General features: G+C 71.8%; 20 protein-coding genes. 8 read left to right on the top strand and 12 right to left on the bottom strand.

Annotated features, from left to right (window positions below; translation table 11 throughout):
- The first annotated feature begins 50 nt into the window (after nucleotides 1-50).
- Nucleotides 51-665: a flavin reductase family protein gene (locus SH922_RS23015; protein ID WP_393059785.1), complete on the top strand. Its 615-nt coding sequence runs from the start codon at nucleotides 51-53 to the stop codon at nucleotides 663-665.
- 5 nt (nucleotides 666-670) lie between these two features.
- On the opposite strand, the gene SH922_RS23010 is transcribed toward SH922_RS23015, so the two are convergent.
- A complete protein-coding gene (locus SH922_RS23010) occupies nucleotides 671-1990 on the bottom strand; it encodes an MFS transporter (RefSeq protein WP_393059784.1) in 1320 nt (439 codons plus the stop codon).
- 203 nt (nucleotides 1991-2193) lie between these two features.
- On the opposite strand from SH922_RS23010, the gene SH922_RS23005 reads away from it, so the two are divergent.
- Nucleotides 2194-2526: a hypothetical protein gene (locus SH922_RS23005; RefSeq protein WP_393059783.1), complete on the top strand. Its 333-nt coding sequence runs from the start codon at nucleotides 2194-2196 to the stop codon at nucleotides 2524-2526.
- Here the strand turns inward: SH922_RS23005 and SH922_RS23000 are convergent.
- Together SH922_RS23000 and SH922_RS22995 are read right to left on the bottom strand one after the other, a co-directional pair.
- Complete coding sequence (locus tag SH922_RS23000) at nucleotides 2483-2902, bottom strand: DUF2809 domain-containing protein (RefSeq protein ID WP_393059782.1); 420 nt, start codon at nucleotides 2900-2902, stop codon at nucleotides 2483-2485. The two genes, SH922_RS23005 and SH922_RS23000, sit on opposite strands and share 44 nt — an antisense overlap.
- Entirely contained in the window at nucleotides 2899-4149 is a 1251-nt protein-coding gene (locus SH922_RS22995; protein ID WP_393063660.1) for an MFS transporter, read from the bottom strand. The genes SH922_RS23000 and SH922_RS22995 overlap by 4 nt, the downstream gene beginning before the upstream one ends.
- A 98-nt stretch (nucleotides 4150-4247) precedes the next feature.
- Here SH922_RS22995 and SH922_RS22990 point away from each other — a divergent pair, with 98 nt between their 5' ends.
- Nucleotides 4248-5240 carry a GlxA family transcriptional regulator gene (locus tag SH922_RS22990; protein WP_393059781.1) on the top strand — a complete coding sequence of 331 codons (993 nt, stop codon included), beginning with the start codon at nucleotides 4248-4250 and terminating at the stop codon, nucleotides 5238-5240.
- A 10-nt stretch (nucleotides 5241-5250) separates the two neighbouring features.
- Here the strand turns inward: SH922_RS22990 and SH922_RS22985 are convergent, their stop codons facing one another.
- Nucleotides 5251-5964, bottom strand: a complete 714-nt coding sequence (locus tag SH922_RS22985; protein ID WP_393059780.1) for a TetR/AcrR family transcriptional regulator — start codon at nucleotides 5962-5964, stop codon at nucleotides 5251-5253.
- Nucleotides 5965-6086: 122 nt separating this feature from the next.
- Here SH922_RS22985 and SH922_RS22980 point away from each other — a divergent pair, with 122 nt between their 5' ends.
- Nucleotides 6087-7559 carry an MFS transporter gene (locus SH922_RS22980; protein ID WP_393059779.1) on the top strand — a complete coding sequence of 491 codons (1473 nt, stop codon included), beginning with the start codon at nucleotides 6087-6089 and terminating at the stop codon, nucleotides 7557-7559.
- 50 nt (nucleotides 7560-7609) lie between these two features.
- Here the strand turns inward: SH922_RS22980 and SH922_RS22975 are convergent, their stop codons facing one another.
- Both SH922_RS22975 and SH922_RS22970 read right to left on the bottom strand, forming a co-directional pair.
- Nucleotides 7610-8659, bottom strand: coding sequence for a Zn-dependent alcohol dehydrogenase (locus SH922_RS22975; RefSeq protein ID WP_393059778.1), 1050 nt, complete (start codon nucleotides 8657-8659; stop codon nucleotides 7610-7612).
- A gap of 354 nt (nucleotides 8660-9013) precedes the next feature.
- Nucleotides 9014-9931, bottom strand: a complete 918-nt coding sequence (locus tag SH922_RS22970; protein WP_393059777.1) for an SDR family oxidoreductase — start codon at nucleotides 9929-9931, stop codon at nucleotides 9014-9016.
- A gap of 83 nt (nucleotides 9932-10014) precedes the next feature.
- On the opposite strand from SH922_RS22970, the gene SH922_RS22965 reads away from it, so the two are divergent.
- Complete coding sequence (locus SH922_RS22965) at nucleotides 10015-10941, top strand: cyclase family protein (protein ID WP_393059776.1); 927 nt, start codon at nucleotides 10015-10017, stop codon at nucleotides 10939-10941.
- A gap of 60 nt (nucleotides 10942-11001) precedes the next feature.
- Here SH922_RS22965 and SH922_RS22960 read toward each other — a convergent pair whose 3' ends face one another.
- From SH922_RS22960 to SH922_RS22945, 4 genes are all read right to left on the bottom strand, one after another.
- Nucleotides 11002-11517, bottom strand: coding sequence for an ATP-binding protein (locus SH922_RS22960; protein ID WP_393059775.1), 516 nt, complete (start codon nucleotides 11515-11517; stop codon nucleotides 11002-11004).
- 486 nt (nucleotides 11518-12003) lie between these two features.
- A complete protein-coding gene (locus tag SH922_RS22955) occupies nucleotides 12004-12951 on the bottom strand; it encodes an acyl-CoA dehydrogenase family protein (RefSeq protein ID WP_393059774.1) in 948 nt (315 codons plus the stop codon).
- A 7-nt stretch (nucleotides 12952-12958) separates the two neighbouring features.
- On the bottom strand, nucleotides 12959-14116 hold the full coding sequence (locus tag SH922_RS22950; RefSeq protein ID WP_393059773.1) for an acyl-CoA dehydrogenase: 1158 nt from the start codon (nucleotides 14114-14116) through the stop codon (nucleotides 12959-12961).
- A gap of 7 nt (nucleotides 14117-14123) precedes the next feature.
- Nucleotides 14124-15317 (bottom strand): amidohydrolase family protein, encoded by a 1194-nt coding sequence (locus tag SH922_RS22945; protein ID WP_393059772.1) that lies wholly within the window; start codon nucleotides 15315-15317, stop codon nucleotides 14124-14126.
- 144 nt (nucleotides 15318-15461) lie between these two features.
- Here SH922_RS22945 and SH922_RS22940 point away from each other — a divergent pair, with 144 nt between their 5' ends.
- Nucleotides 15462-17000 carry a class I adenylate-forming enzyme family protein gene (locus SH922_RS22940; RefSeq protein WP_393059771.1) on the top strand — a complete coding sequence of 513 codons (1539 nt, stop codon included), beginning with the start codon at nucleotides 15462-15464 and terminating at the stop codon, nucleotides 16998-17000.
- 510 nt (nucleotides 17001-17510) lie between these two features.
- Here the strand turns inward: SH922_RS22940 and SH922_RS22935 are convergent.
- Nucleotides 17511-18032, bottom strand: coding sequence for an EF-hand domain-containing protein (locus tag SH922_RS22935; RefSeq protein WP_393059770.1), 522 nt, complete (start codon nucleotides 18030-18032; stop codon nucleotides 17511-17513).
- A gap of 104 nt (nucleotides 18033-18136) precedes the next feature.
- A complete protein-coding gene (locus SH922_RS22930; protein WP_393059769.1) occupies nucleotides 18137-18499 on the bottom strand; it encodes an STAS domain-containing protein in 363 nt (120 codons plus the stop codon).
- A 405-nt stretch (nucleotides 18500-18904) separates the two neighbouring features.
- Between SH922_RS22930 and SH922_RS22925 the strand changes: the two genes are divergently transcribed.
- On the top strand, nucleotides 18905-19534 hold the full coding sequence (locus tag SH922_RS22925; protein ID WP_393059768.1) for an RNA polymerase sigma factor: 630 nt from the start codon (nucleotides 18905-18907) through the stop codon (nucleotides 19532-19534).
- Complete coding sequence (locus SH922_RS22920) at nucleotides 19531-20895, top strand: zf-HC2 domain-containing protein (RefSeq protein ID WP_393059767.1); 1365 nt, start codon at nucleotides 19531-19533, stop codon at nucleotides 20893-20895. The genes SH922_RS22925 and SH922_RS22920 overlap by 4 nt, the downstream gene beginning before the upstream one ends.
- Nucleotides 20896-20899 lie beyond the last annotated feature (4 nt).

Here is a 20899-nt window from a genome sequence, read left to right as displayed (position 1 = left end):
CTATCTGACGTGTCGTCAGTTCTAATCGAAGGGTGATGGGACACGCAGGCATGGCCGCAACCGCAGTCCGCTACCTCAGGTCCGTCGGCGCCGCGACGGCCGCCGGTCCTCAGCGGGTCGATCCACTGCCGCGCCCGGTTCTGCGGGCCGTCGCCGACGACGAGCGGCTGCCGCTCGACCGGGGCGAATTCCGCCGCGTACTGGGGCACTTCGCGAGTGGTGTCACTGTCGTCACGGCGCACGACCCGGCCGACCCGGACGGTCCGGCGGGCTTCGCCTGCCAGTCGTTCGCCTCGCTCTCACTGGACCCGCCGCTGGTCACGTTCATGGTCGCCCGTACGTCGACGACCTGGCCGCGCATCGCCCGCGCCGGGGCCTTCTGTGTCAACATCCTCGGCGCCGACCAGGGCGCGCTGTGCCGGGGCTTCGCGGTCAGCGGGGCCGACAAGTTCGCCGGGGTGGCGCACTCCCCCGCCCCCGCGACCGGTTCGCCGCTGCTGGACTCCGTGCCCGCCTGGGTCGACTGCCGCATCCAGGCCGTCCACACCGGCGGCGACCATCTGATCGTGGTCGGCCGGGTGGAGGCGCTCGGGGCGACCGCGGACGGGGACGGGGAAGGTCCGCTGCTGTTCCACCGGGGGGTGTTCGGGCACTTCAGCGGCTGAGCGGCTCACCCCGGGACGGTGTCCGCGGGCAGGCCCTTCACCCGGCGGATCATCAGTGCCATCAGCGCCGCCATCGCGCACAGCGCCCCCGCCGAGTACCAGACCACGTTGTACGAGCCGAAGTGGTCACGCGCCACCCCGCCCAGGAACGCCACCAGCGCCGCACCCACCTGGTGGGAGGCGAGGACCCAGCCGAAGACGATCGCGCTGTCCTCGCCGTACTGCTCCCGGCACAGGGCCAGGGTCGGCGGGACGGTGGCGACCCAGTCGAGTCCGTAGAACACGATGAAGAAGACCATCGGCGGCTCCACGGTGGCCTGCATCAGGAGCGGCAGGAACAGCAGTGAGACCCCGCGCAGCGCGTAGTAGACGGCGAGCAGCCGGCGTGCGTCGAAGCGGTCCGTGAGCCAGCCCGAGAAGATCGTGCCGATGATGTCGAAGATCCCGATGACGGCGAGCAGCGAGGCCGCCGCGGTGATGGGCATGTGGTGGTCGTGCGCCGAGGGCACGAAGTGGGTGCGGATGAGGCCGTTGGTCGAGGCGCCGCAGATCGCGAAGGACCCGGCCAGCAGCCAGAAGGGTCCGGTGCGGGCCGCGTCGACCAGGACGCGTACGGTCCGGCTCGCCGCCCCGCGCGCGGGCGCGGGCTTCGCCACGTACTCCCCGCCGTACGGGGCGAGGCCCACGTCGGCCGGGTGGTCGCGCATCAGGAGCCAGACGAACGGGACGACGACCAGTGCGGCCAGGGCGACGGTCACCGAGGCGGGCTGCCAGCCGTGCCGGTCGACGATCCAGGCACACAGGGGCAGGAAGACGAGCTGCCCCGAGGCGCCGGCCGCGGTGAGGATGCCGGTGACCAGGCCCCGGCGGGCGACGAACCAGCGGTTGGTGACCGTCGCGGAGAACGACATCGCCATCGCGCCGGTGCCGAGCCCGACCAGCAGCCCCCAATAGATCATCAGCTGCCAGGCCGCGGTCATCCAGACGCTGGCCAGCGCACCGGCCGCGACGGCGCTGAGCGCGACGACCACGACCCGGCGGATGCCGAACCGGTCCATCAGCGCCGCGGCGAACGGCGCGGTGAGCCCGTACAGCGCCATGTCGAGGGAGACGGCCAGGCCGATCTCCCCGCGCGACCAGTGGAACTCCTCGTGGAGGGGGTCGATGAGCAGCCCGGGCAGAGCGTTGAAGGCAGCACCGCCGATGATCGTCACGAAGGTGACGGCGGCGACGATCCAGGCGCGGTGGATGCGGCGGCGAGGGGGTGCCTTGACGGCGGGGCGCGGGAGGTTGTCCCGGGCGGCGCTTTCGGTTGTCTGACTCACGCCGCTCAGCATCCGGCCTCCGCCGCCCCTCCCACGAGTGGCCCGAAGGACATGGTTCGCAGGGATCGGGCCACGTCCCGCCGTCCGCACGGGACCCGGCGGCCCCCGTGCGCGTACGATCTGCGTCGATCGGCGGCCGGGCGCACCGCGACGGTGCGTGCGTACGCGTCCACGCCACTTCGTCCAGGTCCCGGGGGATTCTCATGCAGTGGGTCGAACGCCAGCACTTTCACCACAGGTCCGCGCTGATGCAGGGCTGGGGCGCCGTTCTGCTGCTCGTCGCCTGCGTGTTGTGGGTGTGGCTGGGCTTCCTGCTGTGGGACCAGGACGACACGTTGTACTGCTTCCGCGCGTCGTCGGTCTGCGAACTGGACAGCACCATGCCCAAGCAGTTGGTCCTCCTGGCCCTCTCCGCGCCCCTCTCGGTGGCCGGATCGGCGCTGCTCGTCGCGGGCAGTGTGCGCCGGCAGACCAGCGCACACGTCCTCCGCGTCATCGAGATGCAGCAGTCCGAGGACCGGGCGCGCGCGAAGTAGCCGCCGTACGGGCCGCCCAGGCGGCCGCCGCCCCCACCGCGTACCAGAGCAGATCAGGTGCGTTGAACGTCGATCCGAGCACCAGCCGCGCCACCGCGCTGTGCCGGGACAGCTCCGCCGGGACCCCGGTGAGCTGGAGCAGCTCGACCGCCCAGCTGATCCCCAGCCCGGCTCCGGCCACGGCGAGCGGCCGGGCTCGGGGTGCGCACAGCGCGACGAGGGCGCAGATCAGGACGGTGTAGAGCGCATCCCCGGCGTACTTGGCGACAGCGCCGTCAGTCACGGTACGCACCCCGAGCCCGGCCACTACGGTCAGCACGGCCACCCCTGCCGCAACGGCCCGGGCCCGGGGCGCACTTGGGCCGAGCGCGCTCACCCGATCCGCTCCAGACGCCGGATCGGCCGGGCCGCCAGCAGCACGCCCACCGCCAGCATGTTGATCACCGCGCCGGCGAGCAGCACCTCCGGGGCGCCCACCCGGTCCGCGACCGGCCCCGCCAGCGCGCGGCCCGCCGCCAGCATCAGCAGCGAGCCGGCCACGTCGTACGCGTGCAGCCGGTTCAGCGCCTCCGGCGGCACGTGCGTCTGGACGGTCGTCGACCACATCACCAGCCAGAACGCGAACGCCGCGCCCGTCACGAACTGCCCCGCCCCCAGGGCGGGCACCGGCAGCCCGAGCCCCAGCACCACCAGGTTCACGCACACCCCGGTCAGAGCGACGGCACCTGCCGCCAGCGGACGGCGCGGCCTCAGCCGCAGGGCCAGCAGGCCGCCGACGACGCTGCCCGCGCCGTTCACCGCCATCATCGCGCCGTACGTCCCCGAACCGTGCGCCTCGGTAACCTCGACGGCGGTGAGCGGGAGCATCGGACCGAGCACGGTGAAGCCGTACACCGTCCAGATCGCGATCACCCCCCAAAGCCAGCTGCGCGCCCTGAACTCGCGCCAGCCGTCGACGAGTTCCGCGACGAAGGTGCCGCGCGGCGCCTCGTCCGACGGGGCGGGCGCCAGCCTCAGAAGGAAGAGGCAGACGCCGGAGACCAGGAACGTCGACGCGTTCGCGGCGTAGACCGCCCCGGCGCTCGCCAGTCCGACCAGCAGGCCCGCGAACGCAGGGCCCGCCATGGTCATCAGCGCCTCGGACACCCGCAGCACCGCGTTGCCTCGCTGCACGTCCGAGGCCACTCGCGGCACGGTCGAGGCGACGCCCGGCTGGAAGAGCGCCGCTCCCACGCCGGCCACCGCGCTCAGCGCGTACACCGCCCACAGCGGCGGGTTGCCGATGGCGAAGGAGACCGCGAGCACGGAGGCGCCGATCAGCCTCAGCGCATCGGCGATGATCATCATCCGACGCGGGGTGAAACGATCCGCCAGGACGCCGCCGAAGAGAACGAACAGAGCCAGCGGCCCCATCCAGGCCGCCAGCGCGTACCCCACCGAGGAGTGCGGCCGCCCGGCCCCCAGCAGACCCGCGGTGAGCGCCACCGGAATCATTCCGTCACCGAAGAGCGCCGCGGTCCGGGCTACGAAAAAGAGCCGGAAGTTCCGGTTCCAGAGCGGGTCCGGCCCAAGGGGCAACGACAACAGGGGCGGGGAGCCGCGCAAAGCGGCTTCGTGGTCCACGGCGGGAATGCCCGCGAGGTCTGCTGACTTTTCCTTCACACCGATGACATGTATCAGTTTATGGTCTATACCAGCTAGTGCCGAAGGGAGTCCGTACCGTGCCGCACCGGGTCGTCGTTCTCGCCCTTGATGGACTACTCCCCTTCGAACTGGGCATCCCCCAAAGGATTTTCGGGCGCTCACTCGGCTCCGAGCCGCTGAACCGGGGCCGAAAACTCTATGAAGTCGTGACCTGCTCGGTCCGCCCACCCGGCCCGGTCAGCACGGACGCGGACTTCAGCATCACCGTCGAGAACGGCCCGGAGATCCTCGCCACGGCCGACACCGTGGTCATCCCCGCCAGTTACGAACTCGGCCCCGTCCACACCGAGGGCCGGCTGACCGACGAACTCGCCGCCGCTTTCGCGTACATCAGGCCGGGCACCCGGATGGTCTCCATCTGCACCGGCAGCTACGTCCTCGCTGCGGCGGGATACCTCGACGGGCGCCCGGCCACCACCCACTGGTCCTCCGCCGACCACTTCCAGAAGCTGTTCCCCGCCGTCCGGGTCGACCCCGACGTCCTGTTCATCGACGACGGCGACGTCCTGACGTCCGCCGGGGTGGCCGCCGGCATCGACCTCTGCCTGCACATGGTGCGCCGCGATCACGGCGCCGCCGTCGCCAACGACGTCGCCCGGCGCACGGTCGTACCGCCGCACCGCGACGGCGGCCAGGCCCAGTACATCCAGCGCCCGGTCCCCGACACGGGGGCCTCGGCCACCACCACCGCCCGCGCCTGGGCGCTCGGGCGGCTGGAGTCGCCGATCCTGCTGCGCGACATGGCGCAGCAGGAGTCGATGAGCGTACGGACGTTCACCCGGCGGTTCCGCGAGGAGGCCGGGATCAGCCCGGTGCAGTGGCTGACCCGGCAGCGGGTGGAACGGGCCCGTCATCTGCTGGAGTCCACCGACCTGTCGATCGACCGGATCGCCCGGGACGCCGGCTTCGGCACCCCCACCTCGCTGCGCCAGCATCTGCAGGCGGCACTGGGTGTGTCACCGACGGTGTACCGGCGGACGTTCCGGTCGACGGAGGCGAACCGGGTCTGAGGCGACCGCCCTACGCCTGTGCCGCGAGGCCCAGCGAGGCGAGCAGATCGAGCATCTCGGCGCGGTAGACCTTCCCCGGATCGAGCGTCTGATGGCGCAGGTGGCCGTACACCTCCAGGGACACCAGTCCGTGCAGGCGCCCCCAGACGCGCAGGGCCAACGCGACCGCCGCGGGAGGCAGTCCGGGAAACCGCTCCTGCACCATGGCCGTCAGGTGGGGGTCGAAGTCGGACCACCGGTGGTCGCCCTGCGACTGGCGGGACTCCGCCTCGGGCCAGGCGTCGGCGACGAGTCCGGTGAGCCCCGCGCATGTACGCAGCCCCGCTTCGGGCGCCGCACCCCCCTCGGGGGCCACATAGCCCGGCACGGGGTCGCCGTAGATGAGCCGGAACCCCTCAGGGTTGGCCAGCACCCACTCACGGAACGCTCCGGCCCACGCCAGCATGCGGCCGGCCGCGTCATCGCGGAGCGCCGTGTCCCGGGCAGCTTCGAGCGTGTCGACGAGCGAGGTGTGCACGTCCCTGATCAGCGTGGTGATGAGGTCGTCGCGCGTCGCGTAGTAGCCGTAGATGGCGCCTGCCGTCATGCCCATCTCGCGGGCGATGGCACGAAGAGTGATCGCGTCCGGCCCGCTGGCGGCCATGAGCCGGAGGGCGATCGCCTTGATCTCCGCGCCCGTTTCGGCGCGGAGGCGAGCCCGGCGGTTCGGTGTCTGGTCTCCCACGCTTGACAGCTTACAGCGTGCACGTACTAACCTCCGTGCAGTCACTACACACCGTGTAGTAATTCCACAGCGTATGAATCCACGGCGTGGAAATCCATGATGTGCACTCAGGAGTCGGATCAGTGGTCACCTTTCCCGTCCCCCCGGCGCGGCGCACCGGGGCCATGCTCGCGCTGCTGGCGTTCGCCCAGTTCATCGTCGCCGTCGACTACAACATCGTGTTCGTCGCGCTCCCGGAGATCGGCCGTGCGCTCGGCTTCAGCACCCAGTCCCTGCAGTGGGTGGTCAGCGCCTACGCGGTGGCCTTCGGCGGATTACTGCTGTTCGGTGGCCGCGCGGTCGACCGGCTGGGCGCCCGTCGCGTGTTCGTCCTGGGCCTGACGGTCTTCGGGCTCTCCTGCCTGCTGGGAGGATTCGCGGAGAGTCCCGCCCTCCTCGTCACCGCCCGCGCGCTCCAGGGTCTCGGAGCCGCGCTGCTCACGCCCGCCACCCTCGCCCTCATCCACACCCGGTTCGCCGAGGGGCCCGAGCGCAACAAGGCGCTCGCCCTCTGGGGCGCGGCCGGCAGCGGCGGACTGGCGGCCGGCGCCCTGCTCGGCGGCGTGCTCACCCAGGCGTGGGGGTGGGAGTGGGTGCTGTTCGTCCTCGTCCCGCTCGCCCTGCTCGCCGCCGTGGCCGCGCCCGCCGTGCTGGCGCCCGACGCGCGCACGGCCCCCGACCGGAACGGCTTCGACGCCTTCGGTGCGCTGCTCGCCACCGTCGGTTCCTCGCTCCTCGTACTCGGCCTGGTCAGCGGCCCGGAGGCCGGCTGGGGATCGCTGCGCGGGGCCGGTTCGATCGTGGCCGGTGCCGTGGTCCTCGCCGTCTTCGCCCTGGTCGAGAAGCGGACGAAGGACCCGCTCGTTCCCCTGCGACTGTTCGGTAACCGGAGCCTGGTGACAGCGATCCTGATCATCCTGGTCTTCCAGAGCGCACTGGGTGGCTCGTACTACATCTTCACCAACTACCTTCAGGGCGTGCTGGGTTACGACGCGCTGAAGGCCGGCCTCGCCTTCGTGCCGTTGACGGTGATCTCCATGGGGGCATCGCTCAAGCTGGCCGGGGCGATGCTCGGCAGGCTGGGCCCACGGACCACCCTTTTCCTGGGCATGACCGCGAACGGCGTCGGCATGGTCGCGCTGGCGGTCGCCATGTCCGCCGACGCCTCCTTCTGGCACCTGGTCCCCGGCCTGGTCGTCTGGGGTGTGGGCGGCGGCGTCACCTTCCCCGCGATGTTCGCCTGCGCCGCGTCCGGTGTCGCCCCGCAGGAAGCCGGCATCGCCTCCGCACTGGCGAGCACGTCTCAGCAGATCGGCGGCGCGGCGGGGCTCGCCCTGCTCGTCGCGGTGGCCACCGCAGGTACGGCCGGGGACGCCGGGGCCGCCCCGGCGGTGGCGGAGGTGGCCGACGGGCTCCGCAGGGCGATGTGGATCGGGGGCGCCGCCTCCGCCGTCGGCGGCCTGCTCGCCTTCTCCCTGCGCAAGCCGCAGGCGGCAGCCGAACCGGATGCCATCGGCAGGCAGGCGGGGGAGGACGCCCGGAGCGTTTCCCTCTGAACAAGGTCCCCGGACCCGGGCGCGGCCGGTACTCCGGCCGCGCCCGCCCCTCAGAAGACCAGCACCCCCCGGGCCACCCGCCCGTGGTGCGCGTCGTCCGCCGCCTTGGCGAAGTCCTCCACCGGGTAGGTCTCGGTGACGAGTTCGTCCAGCAGCAGCCGGCCCTCCCGGTACAGCTCCGCGTACAGCGCGATGTCCCGCTGCGGGCGCGAGGAGCCGTAACGGCAGCCCAGGATCGACTTGTCCAGGTACATCGACGAGACGAGGAACGACGCCTCGGCCGTCGCCGCCGGTACGCCCAGCAGGATCGCCTGTCCGTGCCGGTCCAGCAGATCGATCGCGGTACGGATCAGCTCGGTGCGGCCCACGCACTCGAAGGCGTGGTCGGCGCCGTGCGGCAGGATCTCCTTGACCCCCTCGGCCGAGGTGAGGAAGTGCGTGGCACCGAACTGCCGGGCCACCGCCTCCTTGTCCGGGTTGGAGTCGACCGCGACGATCGTCAGCGCGCCGGCGATGCGCGCGCCCTGGATCACGTTGAGCCCGATGCCGCCGGTGCCGATCACGACGACGCTCTCGCCGCGGTCGACCCTGGCCCGGTTCAGTACGGCCCCGACTCCCGTCAGCACCCCGCAGCCGATCAGGGCCGCCGAGGTCAGGGGCAGGTCCTTGGGGATCTTGACCGCCTGCACGGCCTTGACCAGGGTCCGTTCGGCGAAGGCCGAGTTGGACGCGAACTGGTACAGCGGTTTCCCGCCGCGCGAGAACGGCTGCCCCGGCATTCCGATCGCCTTCCGGCACATCGTCGGCCGGCCCCGGTCGCACTGCGCGCACGCGCCGCAGCTGGCGAGCGTGGACAGGGACACATGGTCTCCGGGCGCGACATGGCTCACGCCCGCGCCGACCGCCTCGACCACGCCCGCGCCCTCGTGGCCGAGCACGACCGGCAGCGGGAAGGGGATCGTCCCGTCGATCACCGACAGATCGCTGTGACAGAGCCCGGCCGCGGCCACACCCACCAGCACCTCGCCGGGGCCGGGGTCGCGTATCTCCAGGTCGTCGACGACCTCGGTCCGTTTGCCGTCGAAGACGACGCCTCTCATCTCGGCTCCCTCGGTAGGCCGAGCACGCGCTCGGCGGTGGTGTTCCCTGAATTCCCGGGGCCCTTCCTGCACTCGTACGTGTACGGGGCAATCAGGCCCGTCCGGCGTTTGGGGACCGGGGTCCGGCGCAGCGCCCCGGCAACGAGCCCGCGCGACCGGCAACCGGGGGCTCCGCCCCCGCGCCCCCGCTCCTCAATCGCCGGAGGGGCTGAACTTGCGCCTCGCGCCCCGCATGAGCGAAGGCCCACCCGCAGGAGCAAGCCCAGGCACGCACCCGCCCCGCAGGGGGCAGGGACACCGTGTCGCAGAGGCGGCAGCGGGCGCCCGCCTCCTGGCGGCAATATGCCCACCCGGCTACGCGTTCGGGCGCGCCGCGGCCTTCGCCGCCGCCGCCATGTCCTCCAGCTGTGCCAGCATCGGCATCGGGTCCGTGCCCACCGTCCCGGGCAGGAAGTCCGCGATCCGCTCCGGTGTCCACGGCGCCCCCTCCGCGTACCCCGCGCGCAGTTCCCTCGGCTGGGCCCAGACCGCGATCTTCGGGCCCGCGATCGTGTAGACCTGGCCGGTGATCTTCTCGGCCCGTGCCCGGTCGCTGAGCAGGTAGACGACGAGCGCCGCCACGTCCTCCGGTTCGCCGATCTCCTTGAGCTCCATGGGGACGTTCGCGGACATCCGGGTGCGCGCCACCGGCGCGACCGCGTTCGCCGTGACGCCGTACTTGTGCAGACCGAGCGCCGCGCTGCGGACCAGCGAGATGATGCCGCCCTTGGCCGCGCTGTAGTTCGCCTGGGCGACGCTGCCCTGGTGGTTGCCGCTCGTGAAACCGATGAGCGTGCCGGCTCCCTCCTGCTTGCGCATCACCGCCGACGCTGCCCGGAAGACGGTGAACGTGCCCTTGAGGTGGGTGGCGACCACGGGGTCCCACTCCGCCTCGGACATGTTGAACAGCATGCGTTCGCGCAGGATCCCGGCGACGCAGACGACCCCGTCGATCCGGCCGAACTGCGCGAGCGCGGTGTCCACGACCCGCTGCCCTCCGGCCATGGTGGAGATGTCGTCCGCCACCGCGACCGCCTCTCCGCCCGCCGCCACGATCTCCTTGACGACGGACTCGGCTATCTCGCTGGCGGGTTCACCTCCCTCGATGGAGACGCCGTAGTCGTTGACCACGACCCGCGCCCCCTCTGCCGCCGCGGCGAGCGCGACGGCCCGCCCGATGCCGCGTCCGGCACCCGTCACGGCCACGACCTTGCCTGCCAAGAAGTTCCCCATGCCCGGCCCCTTCCCGCGGTTTCTGACGGACCGTTAGATTCTATGGGTCATCAGGTCCACCGGCACAAGCCCCAGGAGGCGCCATGTCTTTGCCGGCCGAGTTCCACGACCTCGCCAAGCGCGTGAACAACTGGGGTCGCTGGGGCGCAGACGACGAGATCGGGACGCTCAACCTCATCACCGACGAGGTCGTACGCGAGGCCGCGGCCACCGTCCGCAGCGGCCTGCGCATCCCGCTCGCGCTCCCGCTCCAGCAGGACGGCGTGCAGAACGGGCTGATCCCGGGGCGGGTCAATCCGCTGCACACCATGGTCCAGATCAACCAGGAGCTCTTCGGTCCAGGCACCGTCGCCACCAGCGACGACACCGCGGTCCTGAGCCTCCAGACCGCCACCCACTGGGACGCGCTCACCCACGCCTCGCACTCGGGGAAGATCTACAACGGCCGGCCCGCCGCGACCATCACCGCCCACGGCGGCGCGCAGTTCAGCGGCATCGACAAGGCACCGCACATCGTCTCGCGCGGGGTCCTCCTCGACGTGGCCCGCGCCCAGGGCGTGGACCGGCTGCCGGGCAGCCACGCGGTCACCCCCGAGGACCTGGAGGCGGCCGAGGATCTGGCCGGGGTCCGGGTGCGGTCCGGGGACATCGTCCTCGTACGGACGGGACAGGTGCAGGTGTACCTCTCCGGGGACAAGAACGCCTACGGGTATCCGTCACCGGGCCTTTCGATCCGTACGCCGGAGTGGTTCCGGGCCCGGGATGTGGCCGCGGTCGCCAATGACACGCTGACCTTCGAGATCTTCCCGCCGGAGATCGAGGACCTGTGGCTGGGGGTGCACGCACTCGACCTGGTCGAGATGGGCATGCTCCAGGGCCAGAACTGGAACCTGGAGGGCTTGTCCACAGCCTGTGCGGACGCGGGGCGCTATGCCTTCCTGCTCTCCGCCATGCCGGAGCCCTTCGTAGGCGCCACCGGCACGCCGGTCGCCCCGGTCGCGATCCTCTGAGCCACGGCCGCACACCGGGAACCCGCTGCGCGGCAGGCGTCCCCGCGCGCGGCGGTGGTGCTACGCGCGGTGGATTCCGGCGTGCGACGCCTCGTACGCCACACTCGCGCCGCACCCATCGGCACCCTCACGCTCGGGGCCGGGCTGCAGCTGCACCTGCATCAGCGGAATGCCCCGGTCGACCTCGCACCAGATGCGCTTGCCCGCGCCTTCCGGCTGCCAGCCCCAGCGGTCGGCCAGGCCGTCGACCAGCTCAAGACCGCGGCCGCCGGTGTCCTCGCCCTCAGCGTGCCGCTGCTGCGGCGGGCGGCAGCTGGTGTCGGCCACCTCGACCCGGACGGTCCCGGCGTTGCCCGGGGCCCCCGTCGAGCCGAACAGCATGCGCAGCACGGCCGGACAGCCGGTGTGCACGACCGCGTTGGTGACGAGCTCCGAGATGAGCAGGATGAGCGTCTCGGCCAGCGGCTCGTCGTCTCCTATCCCGGACCCGACGAGCCTCGAACGCGCCCATCTGCGGGCCCGTCCGACCTCCGCGGGGTCGGGCCCGACCTCCAACTGAACCTGAAGCACCTGCACCGCTCACACCATCCGAACCGGCGGACACATCGCCTCGCGCCTCTTCAGGGTCACGGAACGTGATTCCCTTACGAGACAGCATGGTTGACGTACAGTCACCGCAACAAGCGCTTCGGGCATATTCCATCGCGAAGGAGTACGCGTGGTGCATACTGTGCGACGCGCGCTGCGGGGAGTCGAACAGAGGCGCGTCACAACCCCGGGAATCGTTTCCCCGGCAGGCCCGGCGCTTCCGTGTGGATCACGAGCAGGGCACCTCTCGCGAACCGGAGTCGCCGCACAGGCCACATCCGGATCGCCAGGTTCCAGAACCACTCGCATCCAACGGAGCGTACCCGAGCCCGGCGCCGACTCCACCCCGTGACGAATCACGCAAAGGACACAAGCCGGTATCGACGCATACCGACTGCACTGCGTCACTCCGCAGCGTGAACCTCAGGGGTCCGTCGCGTCACGTGCATGCACAGGGCACCGACCCGCCCGGGTTCAGCCCAGACCGGCCGCCAGCACCTCCTCCGCGTCCGCCGCCGTCACCCACTGCCCGGCCCGCAGCCAGGCCCGCTTGAGACGCAGATGAACGTCCGCCTCCCAGGTGAAGCCCATGCCGCCGTGCACCTGGAGGCAGTCGCGGGCGTTGTCGACTGCGGCCTCGTCGGCGAGGAGCTTGGCCCCGGCGGCCTCCACCGGGTCCGCGTTCACGGCCGCCGCGTACACGGCGCTGCGGGCCGGCTCGGACCGCACCAGCATTCCGGCGCACAGATGCTTGACCGCCTGGAAGGCTCCGATCGGAGCTCCGAACTGTTCCCGCTCACCGGCGTGTTGGACCGCCGCCTCCAGGCTGCGGGTCGAACTGCCGAGCTGTTCGGCCGCGGTCAGCAGGGCACCCTCCCACCGCAACCGTGCCCCGTCGGCCAGTGGCTCGCCCTCGCGCCCGGACAGATCCGGAACTCGCCACAGCGGCGTACCCGGGTCGAGCGACCGCACGGGCCGGGCCTCGTCCACCACCTGCCGCAGCACCCCGCCGCTCAGCACCCGCGTCCGGTCCCCGTCCAGGACCAGCAGCGCATCGGCGTCCGCCAGGTGCCCCACGGGCCGTCCCGCCTCCGCCAGAGCCACCACGGCCTCGCCCTCGGCCGCCCCCTTCACCGCGCCCGCGGCAAGCTGGGTGGCAGCCAGGGGACCGGGCAGCAGCGCCCGCCCGACCTCCTCGAACAGGAGGACGGACTCGGGCAGGCCGAGGCCGACGCCACCGGCCGTCTCCGGCAGTCGCAGCGCGAAGAACCCGGCCGCCCCGAGCTCCCGCCACAGCACACGGTCGACGCCCCCACCGCCGTCGTGCGCCGCCCGCATCCGGTCCCTGTCGAACCGGCCGGCGAGCAGGTCCCGTATCCCCGCCCGCAGGGCCCGCTGGTCCTGTGAGAGCTGGAAGTCCACCCTCCGCTCACCGCCCCTTCGGCAGGCCGAGTATCCGCTCGGCGACGATGTTCCGCTGGATCTGCGAGGTGCCGGCCGCGATCGTGTACGAGAGCGAGGACAGCCGGTCCAGCACCCACTCCCGGTCCAGATCGAGGGCGTCACCCGCGCCGAGCACCTCGGCCGCCGCCTCGTAGAGCTCCTGGCGGACATGCGAGTACCGCAGCTTGAAGACCGAGCCCCCGATCCCGGGGACGCCACCGGTGCTCTGCGCCTCGCTGACGTTCCACTGGGTGAGCCGCCACAGCGCCCGGAGCTCGGCGTTGAGCCTGCCCAGACGGCGCCGCAGCACCGCGTCGTCCCAGCGCCCGCTCCTGCGGGCCTCGGCGGCCAGCGCGTCCAGGGTCCGACGGCAGGCCACGACCTCACCGACGAAGGCCGTGCCGCGCTCGAAGGAGAGCGTGACCATGGTGACCCGCCAGCCGTCGTTCTCCGCCCCGACCCGGTGCGAGACGGGCACCCTCACCTCGTCCAGGAACATCTCGGCGAACTCGGTGGACCCGGCCAGCGTCCGCAGCGGCCGGACCGTGACACCCGGACTGTCCATGCGCATGGCGAGCCAGCTGATCCCGCGGTGCTTGGACACCGCCGGGTCGGTCCGCACGAGGAGCTCGCACCAGTCGGCGACCTCCGCGTGCGAGGTCCAGATCTTCTGCCCGCTCACCACGTAGTCGTCACCGTCACGCACCGCCCGGGTACGCAGCGATGCCAGGTCCGAGCCCGCGTCCGGCTCGCTGAACCCCTGGCACCACATCTCGTCGCCGCGCAGCACCGGCGGCAGCCAGCGGGCCCGCTGCCCGGCAGTGCCCTCGGCGGCGATGGTGGGCCCGGCGTGCAGCAGCCCGACGAAGTTCGCCCCGACGTAGGGCGCCCCGGCCCGCTCCGTCTCCTCCAGGAAGATCAGGTGCTGAGTGGGTGTGGCGCCCCGGCCGCCGGCGTCGGCGGGCCAGTGCAGGCCCGCGTAGCCGGCGTCGTACAACAGCCGCTGCCAGCCGGAGTCGTACGCCCGCCGCCCCGGCCAGTCACCGGGGTCCGGCTTCCCGGGCAGCCCGGGAAGCACCGCGGCCAGCCACTCCCGCAGCCGCGCCCGAAACGCTTCCTCTTCCTCCGTGTACGCGAGGTCCATGACACGCCTACTTGTCGAGGTCCAGACCGAGCATCCGGATCGCGTTCCCGCGCATCAGTTTGTAGATGGTCTCGTCGTCCAGCCCCTTGACGTGATCGAGGGCGACCTCCTTGGTGTGCGGGAAGGTCGAGTCGACGTGCGGATAGTCGGTCTCGAACGTCGCGTTGTCCCGCCCGACGACATCGAGCGAGGCGACACCGTGCTTGTCGCGGAAGAAGCAGCAGAACATCTGCCGGTAGTAGTACGTGGACGGCGGCTCGGGGATCAGATCGCGCACCCCGCCCCAGGCCCGGTGCTCCTCCCAGACGTCGTCCGCGCGCTCCAGGGCGTACGGGATCCAGCCCATCTGGCCCTCGCTGTAGGCGAGCTTGAGCTGCGGGAACTTGACCAGCACCCCGCTGAACAGGAAGTCCATCATCGAGGCCATCGCGTTGTTGAAGGAGAGCGCGGCCTGGACGGCGGGCGGTGCGTCCGGGGAGGCGGCGGGCATCTGCGAGCTGGACCCGATGTGCATGTTCACGACCGTGCCGGTCTCCTGGCAGACCGCGAAGAACGGATCCCAGTAGCCGGTGTGGATCGACGGCAGCCCCAGATGGGTGGGGATCTCCGAGAAGGTCACGGCCCGCACCCCGCGCGCGGCGTTCCGCCTGATCTCCGCAACAGCCAGATCGATGTCCCAGAGCGGGATGATGCACAGCGGGATCAGCCGGCCGCCGCTGTCCCCGCACCACTCCTCGACCATCCAGTCGTTGTACGCGCGCACACAGGCGAGCGCGACCTCCTTGTCGTGGGCCTCGGCGAAGGTCTGCCCGCAGAAGCGCGGGAAGGTGGGGAAGCAGAGGCTCGCCTCGACATGGTTGAGGTCCATGTCCTTCAGCCGCTCGACGGGGTCCCAGCAGCCGGGCCGCATCTCCGCCCGGGTGATCCCCTCCAGCGTCATGTCGTCGCGGTCGAACCCCACGGCGGCGATGTTCCGCTTGTACGGGAACTTGAGGTCCTCGTAGATCCACCAGTCGGTGGGCGGCCCGTCCGGGTCCATGGTGATGACGTACTTGCCGCCGGTGTACGCCAGCTCGCCGATGCCCGCGGTCAGGGGCTGCGGGCCGCGCTCGCGGTACTTGGCGGGCAGCCAGGTCGAGAAGAGGTGCGGCGGCTCGATCACATGGTCGTCGACGCTGACGATCCGAGGCAGTTCCGTCATGGTGTCCCCTTCGGCGCACGCTTTTCTGATGACCCGTCAGATTGACGTCGCCCACAGGCTAGCCCCGCACCCCTGGACCGACAAGGCGCAGCGCTCTACGCTCTCCGCACGATCTGACTACCCGTCAGCTGTGAGGGGTTCGCCGTGACCGAGACCGCACACGCCCTGGGTGCATCAGGCACCTTCTGGGAGCTCATCGAACGCCGGGCCGCCCTGACGCCGGACCGGCCCTTCCTGATCCAGGACGACCGCACGCTCACCTTCGGCGAACTGCGCACCCGGGCCGGACGCGTGGCGGCAGGCCTGTACGCCATGGGGGTGCGCCCGGGGACCGTCGTCGCCTGGCAGCTGCCGACCAGGCTGGAGACGGCGCTGCTGTCCTTCGCACTGGCCCGGATCGGGGCGGTGCAGACGCCCGTCATCCCCTTCTACCGCGACCGCGAGGTCGGCTTCGCACTGCGTGAGTCGAAGGCGGAGTTCTTCGCGGTGCCGGGCACCTGGCGCGGCTTCGACCACACGGCGATGGCTGCCCGCCTGTCGGCGGACCTCGCACACCCGCCCCAGATCTTCGAGGCGTACGACACCCTCCCCGACGCCGACCCGGCGATCCTGCCCCCGCCGCCCGCGGACGGCACGACGGTGCGCTGGATCTACTGGACCTCGGGCACCACGTCCGACCCCAAGGGCGTCCTGCACACCGACCGCAGCCTGATCGCGGGCGGCTCCTGCCTGGCCCACGCGCTGCACCTGTCGGCGGACGACGTCGGCTCGATGGCCTTCCCGTTCGCCCATGTCGCCGGGCCGGACTATTCCGTGATGCTGCTGCTGTACGGCTTCCCCGCGGTGCTGTTCGAGCACTTCGCGATGCCCGACGCCCTCGCGGGCTACCGGCGCCACGGGGTGACGGTCGCGGGCGGCTCCACGGCCTTCTACTCCATGTTCCTGACGGAACAGCGCAAGGCCCCGTCCACCCCTCTCATCCCCACCCTCCGCCTGCTGGCGGGCGGCGGCGCCCCGAAGCCGCCCGAGATCTACCACGCGGTGGTACGAGAGATGGGTGTCCAGCTCACCCACGGCTACGGCATGACCGAGGTCCCCATGATCACGATGGGCGCCCCGGACGACACGGTGGAACACCTCGCCGAGACGGAAGGGCGGCCGCCCGAGGGCATGGAGATCCGGATCACCGACGAGGACGGCAAGCCGCTGCCGTACGACACGGACGGCGAGGTCCGTCTGCGGGGCGAGGCGGTCTGCCAGGGCTACCTGGCCTCCGCCAGCCCCTTCGACGCCGACGGCTTCCTGATCACGGGCGATGTCGGACACGTGAAGCCGAGCGGGCACCTGGTGCTCACCGGCCGGCTGAAGGACATCATCATCCGCAAGGGCGAGAACATCTCGGCGAAGGAGATAGAGGACCTCCTGGCCCGCCACCCCGGCGTGGGCGACGCGGCGGTGATCGGCCTCCCGGACCAGGAGCGGGGCGAACGCGTCTGCGCGGTGGTGGAGCAACCCCCGAACACCGCCCCCCTCACCCTCCCAGAGCTGACGGCCTACCTGCGCGACGAGGGCCTGTCGGTCCACAAGCTGCCGGAACAACTGGAACTGGTGGACGCGCTGCCCCGCAACGAGGCACTCCGCAAGGTCCTGAAGTACCAGTTGCGTGCGCGCTTTGCCCGTTGACCGGTCGCCCCGGACCGGGGTGCGGGGTTCCGTCCTCAAGCGCCGGACGGGCTGGTTGGTGCGGGTGCTCCGCGGGGGCGCCGTGACCCGGTGGTGGGGGGTCCGGGGCCCCTCCGGGGCGTCTCCTCAAACGACGAACGTTCCGCGGGTACGCGGCGTGACCCGGGTGTCTGTTCGTCGTCCTGCGGGGACTCCCCTGCACGGCCCCGAACCCGGCCGCCGGGCGTCTGCGGCAGTCGCAGGGCCGGTGTGCAGACGCGACTGATGCAGGGTGGGGCCGTGCAGGGGGGTCCCCGCAGGAAATGGCGTACGACCCGGGTCCCCCGCGTCACCGGGTGCACACGCCATTTCTGAGGAGACGCCCCGGAGGGGCCCCACCCCCACCCACCGGACAGTGGCGCACCCGCACCCCGCGGAGCCCCCGCACCCAAGCCCGTCCGGCGATTGAGGACGGAACCCCCGCCCCGGAAAGGGGCAACGCACAGGCCCCCGCTGCCGCCCGCCCAAGGGCTACGCGTCGGGCTCGATCACCGTGAAGTACCCGGCGAACGCCGCCACCGCCTCCGCCTCCGCGATCCGCCCGTCGCGGTCCGCGTCCAGGCTCTGTGCGGCGAACGCCGCCGCGTCCGGGCTCGCGCCCAGGACCCGCAGGGCCCGCTCGACCGCCGGTACCGCGGCCGCGCCGTCGTTGTCCTGGTCGGCCACCGCGATCGCCGCCCGCAGGAAGGGGCGGGCGATCTCCGCGAAGCGCTCGGGGCTGTCGCGGAGCCGTTTCACCGCGCCGCCCACGAACTCCTCACGGGTGACCCGCTGGTCCCCGTCGACGTCGGCGATGCCCGCCATGCCCTGCCAGAACGCCTCGGCCCCGCTGTAGAGCGCCTGGCCCTTGTCGCAGCGGGCCGTCGTACCGAACTCGGTGAGCAGACGGGCCGCGGCGGCGTTGAAATCCGCGCGATCGATGTATCCGTTGCCGTCCTGGTCGAAGGCGGCGAAGCGGAAGGCGATCTTGCGCTCATACTCTGCGCTGTCCATGCGGGGAGCGTACGACGCCCGCAGGCGTCACGTGTCACTTACGCGCGTCACCAGTGTGACAACCCGGTATTAATGTCCGGGCGGGCGACCGGCCGGCAGCCGTTTCAGGCCGAGAGGGGCTGGGCTTCCTCGTCGACGGCGGACTCCCGGTCCGGGTAGACCTCGAACAGCCGGCGTACCCCCAGCGCGGCGAGCACCCGGTTGACGTGGGAGCCCTCCTCGGCGCCCCGGGCGGGCAGGATCAGCCTCAGGCGGCCGCCGCAGGAGCGCATCAGACGGCGGGAGGCGATCAGGACGCCGACGCCGCTGGAATCGCAGAAGAAGACCTCGGAGAGGTCGAGCACCACGTTGTGGCAGCCCACGGCCACGGCGTCGTGGACGGACTGGCGGACCACGGGTGAGGTGACCAGGTCCAGTTCGCCGCGCATGTGCAGCACGGTCCACACGCCCTGTTCGGCCTCGGCCACTTCGAGTGGCTTCCGGGAGCGTTCCTGGGGAAGCCAGGGGGCGTGGGAAGTGGCAGCCGGAGGTTGGTTTCCGGGAGGGCATGGTGTGCTCACGCGACTGGGCCTCTCGTTCCGGGGATTCCGGGGGTTCCAGCGATCCGGAAGTTTGCGTTCCTCCTCGCGGCTGCCCCGGCGCGCTCCCCATGAAACACCGCCTCCCGCAGGAAGGCCCAGAACGGTTTCGGGCAGAAATGATCACTTCAGGTCCGCTTCCGTCGCCGCAGGGCGCCGCATTCCCTACCATCCAGGGCGATCGCGGGGACGTACTTGCCGTAAAGGGGCGTGCTCGGTCAGCCTTGCCGACTACATTCGGTGTGACGAGGGGTACAGGGCGAGAGGCCCTGACGGCACAGGGCTGGGGGGCGCATGGCCAAAAACGCACCACCCCGCTGGGACCGCAGGATGCAGCAGCGGCTGGCACGCGGTGAGGCGGCTGCCCTCGGCGAGCTCTACGACCGGTTCGCCTCCCTCGTGCACAGCCAGGCCAACCGGATGCTCGACGACGAGAGCGCCGCGGACCTCGTCACCCGCGAGGTCTTCGGTTACGTGTGGGAGAACCCCGACGCCTACGACCCCAAGCAGGGCTCGATGCGTTCCTGGGTCGCCCGTCTCACCCACCGCGAATCCGTGCAGCGGCTGCGCAGGACCACCGCCGCCGCGCAGGCGGACGACGGTTACGGCACGTACGGCGGACGCGGGGAGGACGACGGGTACGACGGGACCGGCGTCGGCCCGGCCGATCTGGAGGAACGGGTGCGCCTGGCCACCGCCGCCGCCCGCGCCGACTACATCGTCGCGTCCATGCCCGCACCACTGCGGGCCGCGCTGGAGCTCGCGTACATCCAGCGCCGCGACTACCGGCAGACCGCGACCGACCTCGGGGTCACCGAGGACGAGGCGCGCCGCCGGCTGCGGCTGGGGCTGCAACTGCTGTCCACCGCGCACACCCGGCCGCTGGAGGGCTCCTCACCGCCCGGATACGGGCGGCCGCTGTGACCGACGACGCGGACGGCCGCGAGGAGGACAGCCGCGAGGGAGACGGCCGGGACGACGTGGCGCGGGGCGTCCCGCGCATACCGGGCCCACGGGCCGCCGCGGACGACTTCGACCCGAGCCGGTTCGTCCCACCGCCGCCACCCGCGCCCGTACCCGTGGCTCAGGAACCGCAACCGGAACCTGCGCCGGAGCAGGCGCAGCCCGACGACGATCCGCCCGGCCCGCCCGCACCGGTGCTCCCGCACCGCGTCCTGAAGGCCCTTCTCGGAGCCTGGGCGCTGGCCGCGTGCTCGGCCGAGGAGACCGAGGCCGTCGAGGCGCACCTCACGGAATGCGCCCCCTGCGCGGACGAGGCCCTGCGACTGCGCGACGCGGTCGGCCTGCTGCACACCGACCGCAGCCTGGACCTGGATCCGATTCTCCGGACCCGGGTGCTGGAGAACTGCCTGAGCCGCCGTCCGGCCAAGATCCCGGTTCCGGAGTGGGCCGCCCCGTACGACGCCGAGACGGCCCGGCTCGACGCGCTGCTGCGCGACATCGGCGACTCGGAGTGGCACGCCCCGGTGCGGCTGAAGTGGTTCGAGGACGAGCGCGGGGTGAACCGCAAGACGACGGTCGCCGGTGTCATCGGTCATCTGATGACCGTCGACGGCCTGGTCAGCACCGCCCTCGGCCTCGACGACCCACTCGCGGAGAGCATCCCCGGCACCCCGCGCAGGGGCTCCGGGCTGCCGCTCGCACCCACCTCGCGCACCGAGACGTACTGGTCCTCCGCCCGGCGACCGCCGACCCGCAGCGTCCGCGAACCGTGGCGCGACCAGAGCCACACCCTCATCCGCACCGTGTCCTTCGCGGGGCGCGGCGTCTCGGAGCTCTCCGTCTCCTACGGTGACTTCGCTCTGCCGCTGCAGGACGCCATGCTGGACCGGGCGTTCGAGTGCTGGGTGCACGCCGGTGACATCGCGGACGCGGTGGACTACCCGTACGAGCCGCCCTCCGCCGCCCACCTGCACCGGATGATCGACCTGGCGGCGCGGCTCCTGCCGGCCGCCCTGGCCGTGCGGCGCAGGGCGGGGCTCGCCGGTCCGGCCCGCCGTCTGGTGACGGCCGGGTCCCCGGGCCGCTCGCTCCATCTGGAGGTCGAGGGCTCGGGCGGCGGCAACTGGTACATCGCGCTGGACTCCCCCGCCGCTGTCGGCTCCCCCGACCACACGGTGGCGCAGGTCGCGCTGGACGGCGTGGAGTTCTGCCAGCTGGTGGCGGGGCATGTGCCGCCCGTGGAGGCGGCGGCCGGGCAGCGCGGGGACCGCGACGCCATCCGGGACGTGCTCTTCGCGGCGGCCTCGCTCAGCAGGCTGTAGACCG

The sequence above is a fragment of the Streptomyces sp. LN549 genome, from assembly GCF_043203805.1.
Classification (GTDB): Bacteria; Actinomycetota; Actinomycetes; order Streptomycetales; family Streptomycetaceae; genus Streptomyces.
The sequence above is the reverse complement of the archived record's forward strand: the minus strand, read 5'-3'. Positions and strand labels throughout refer to the sequence as shown.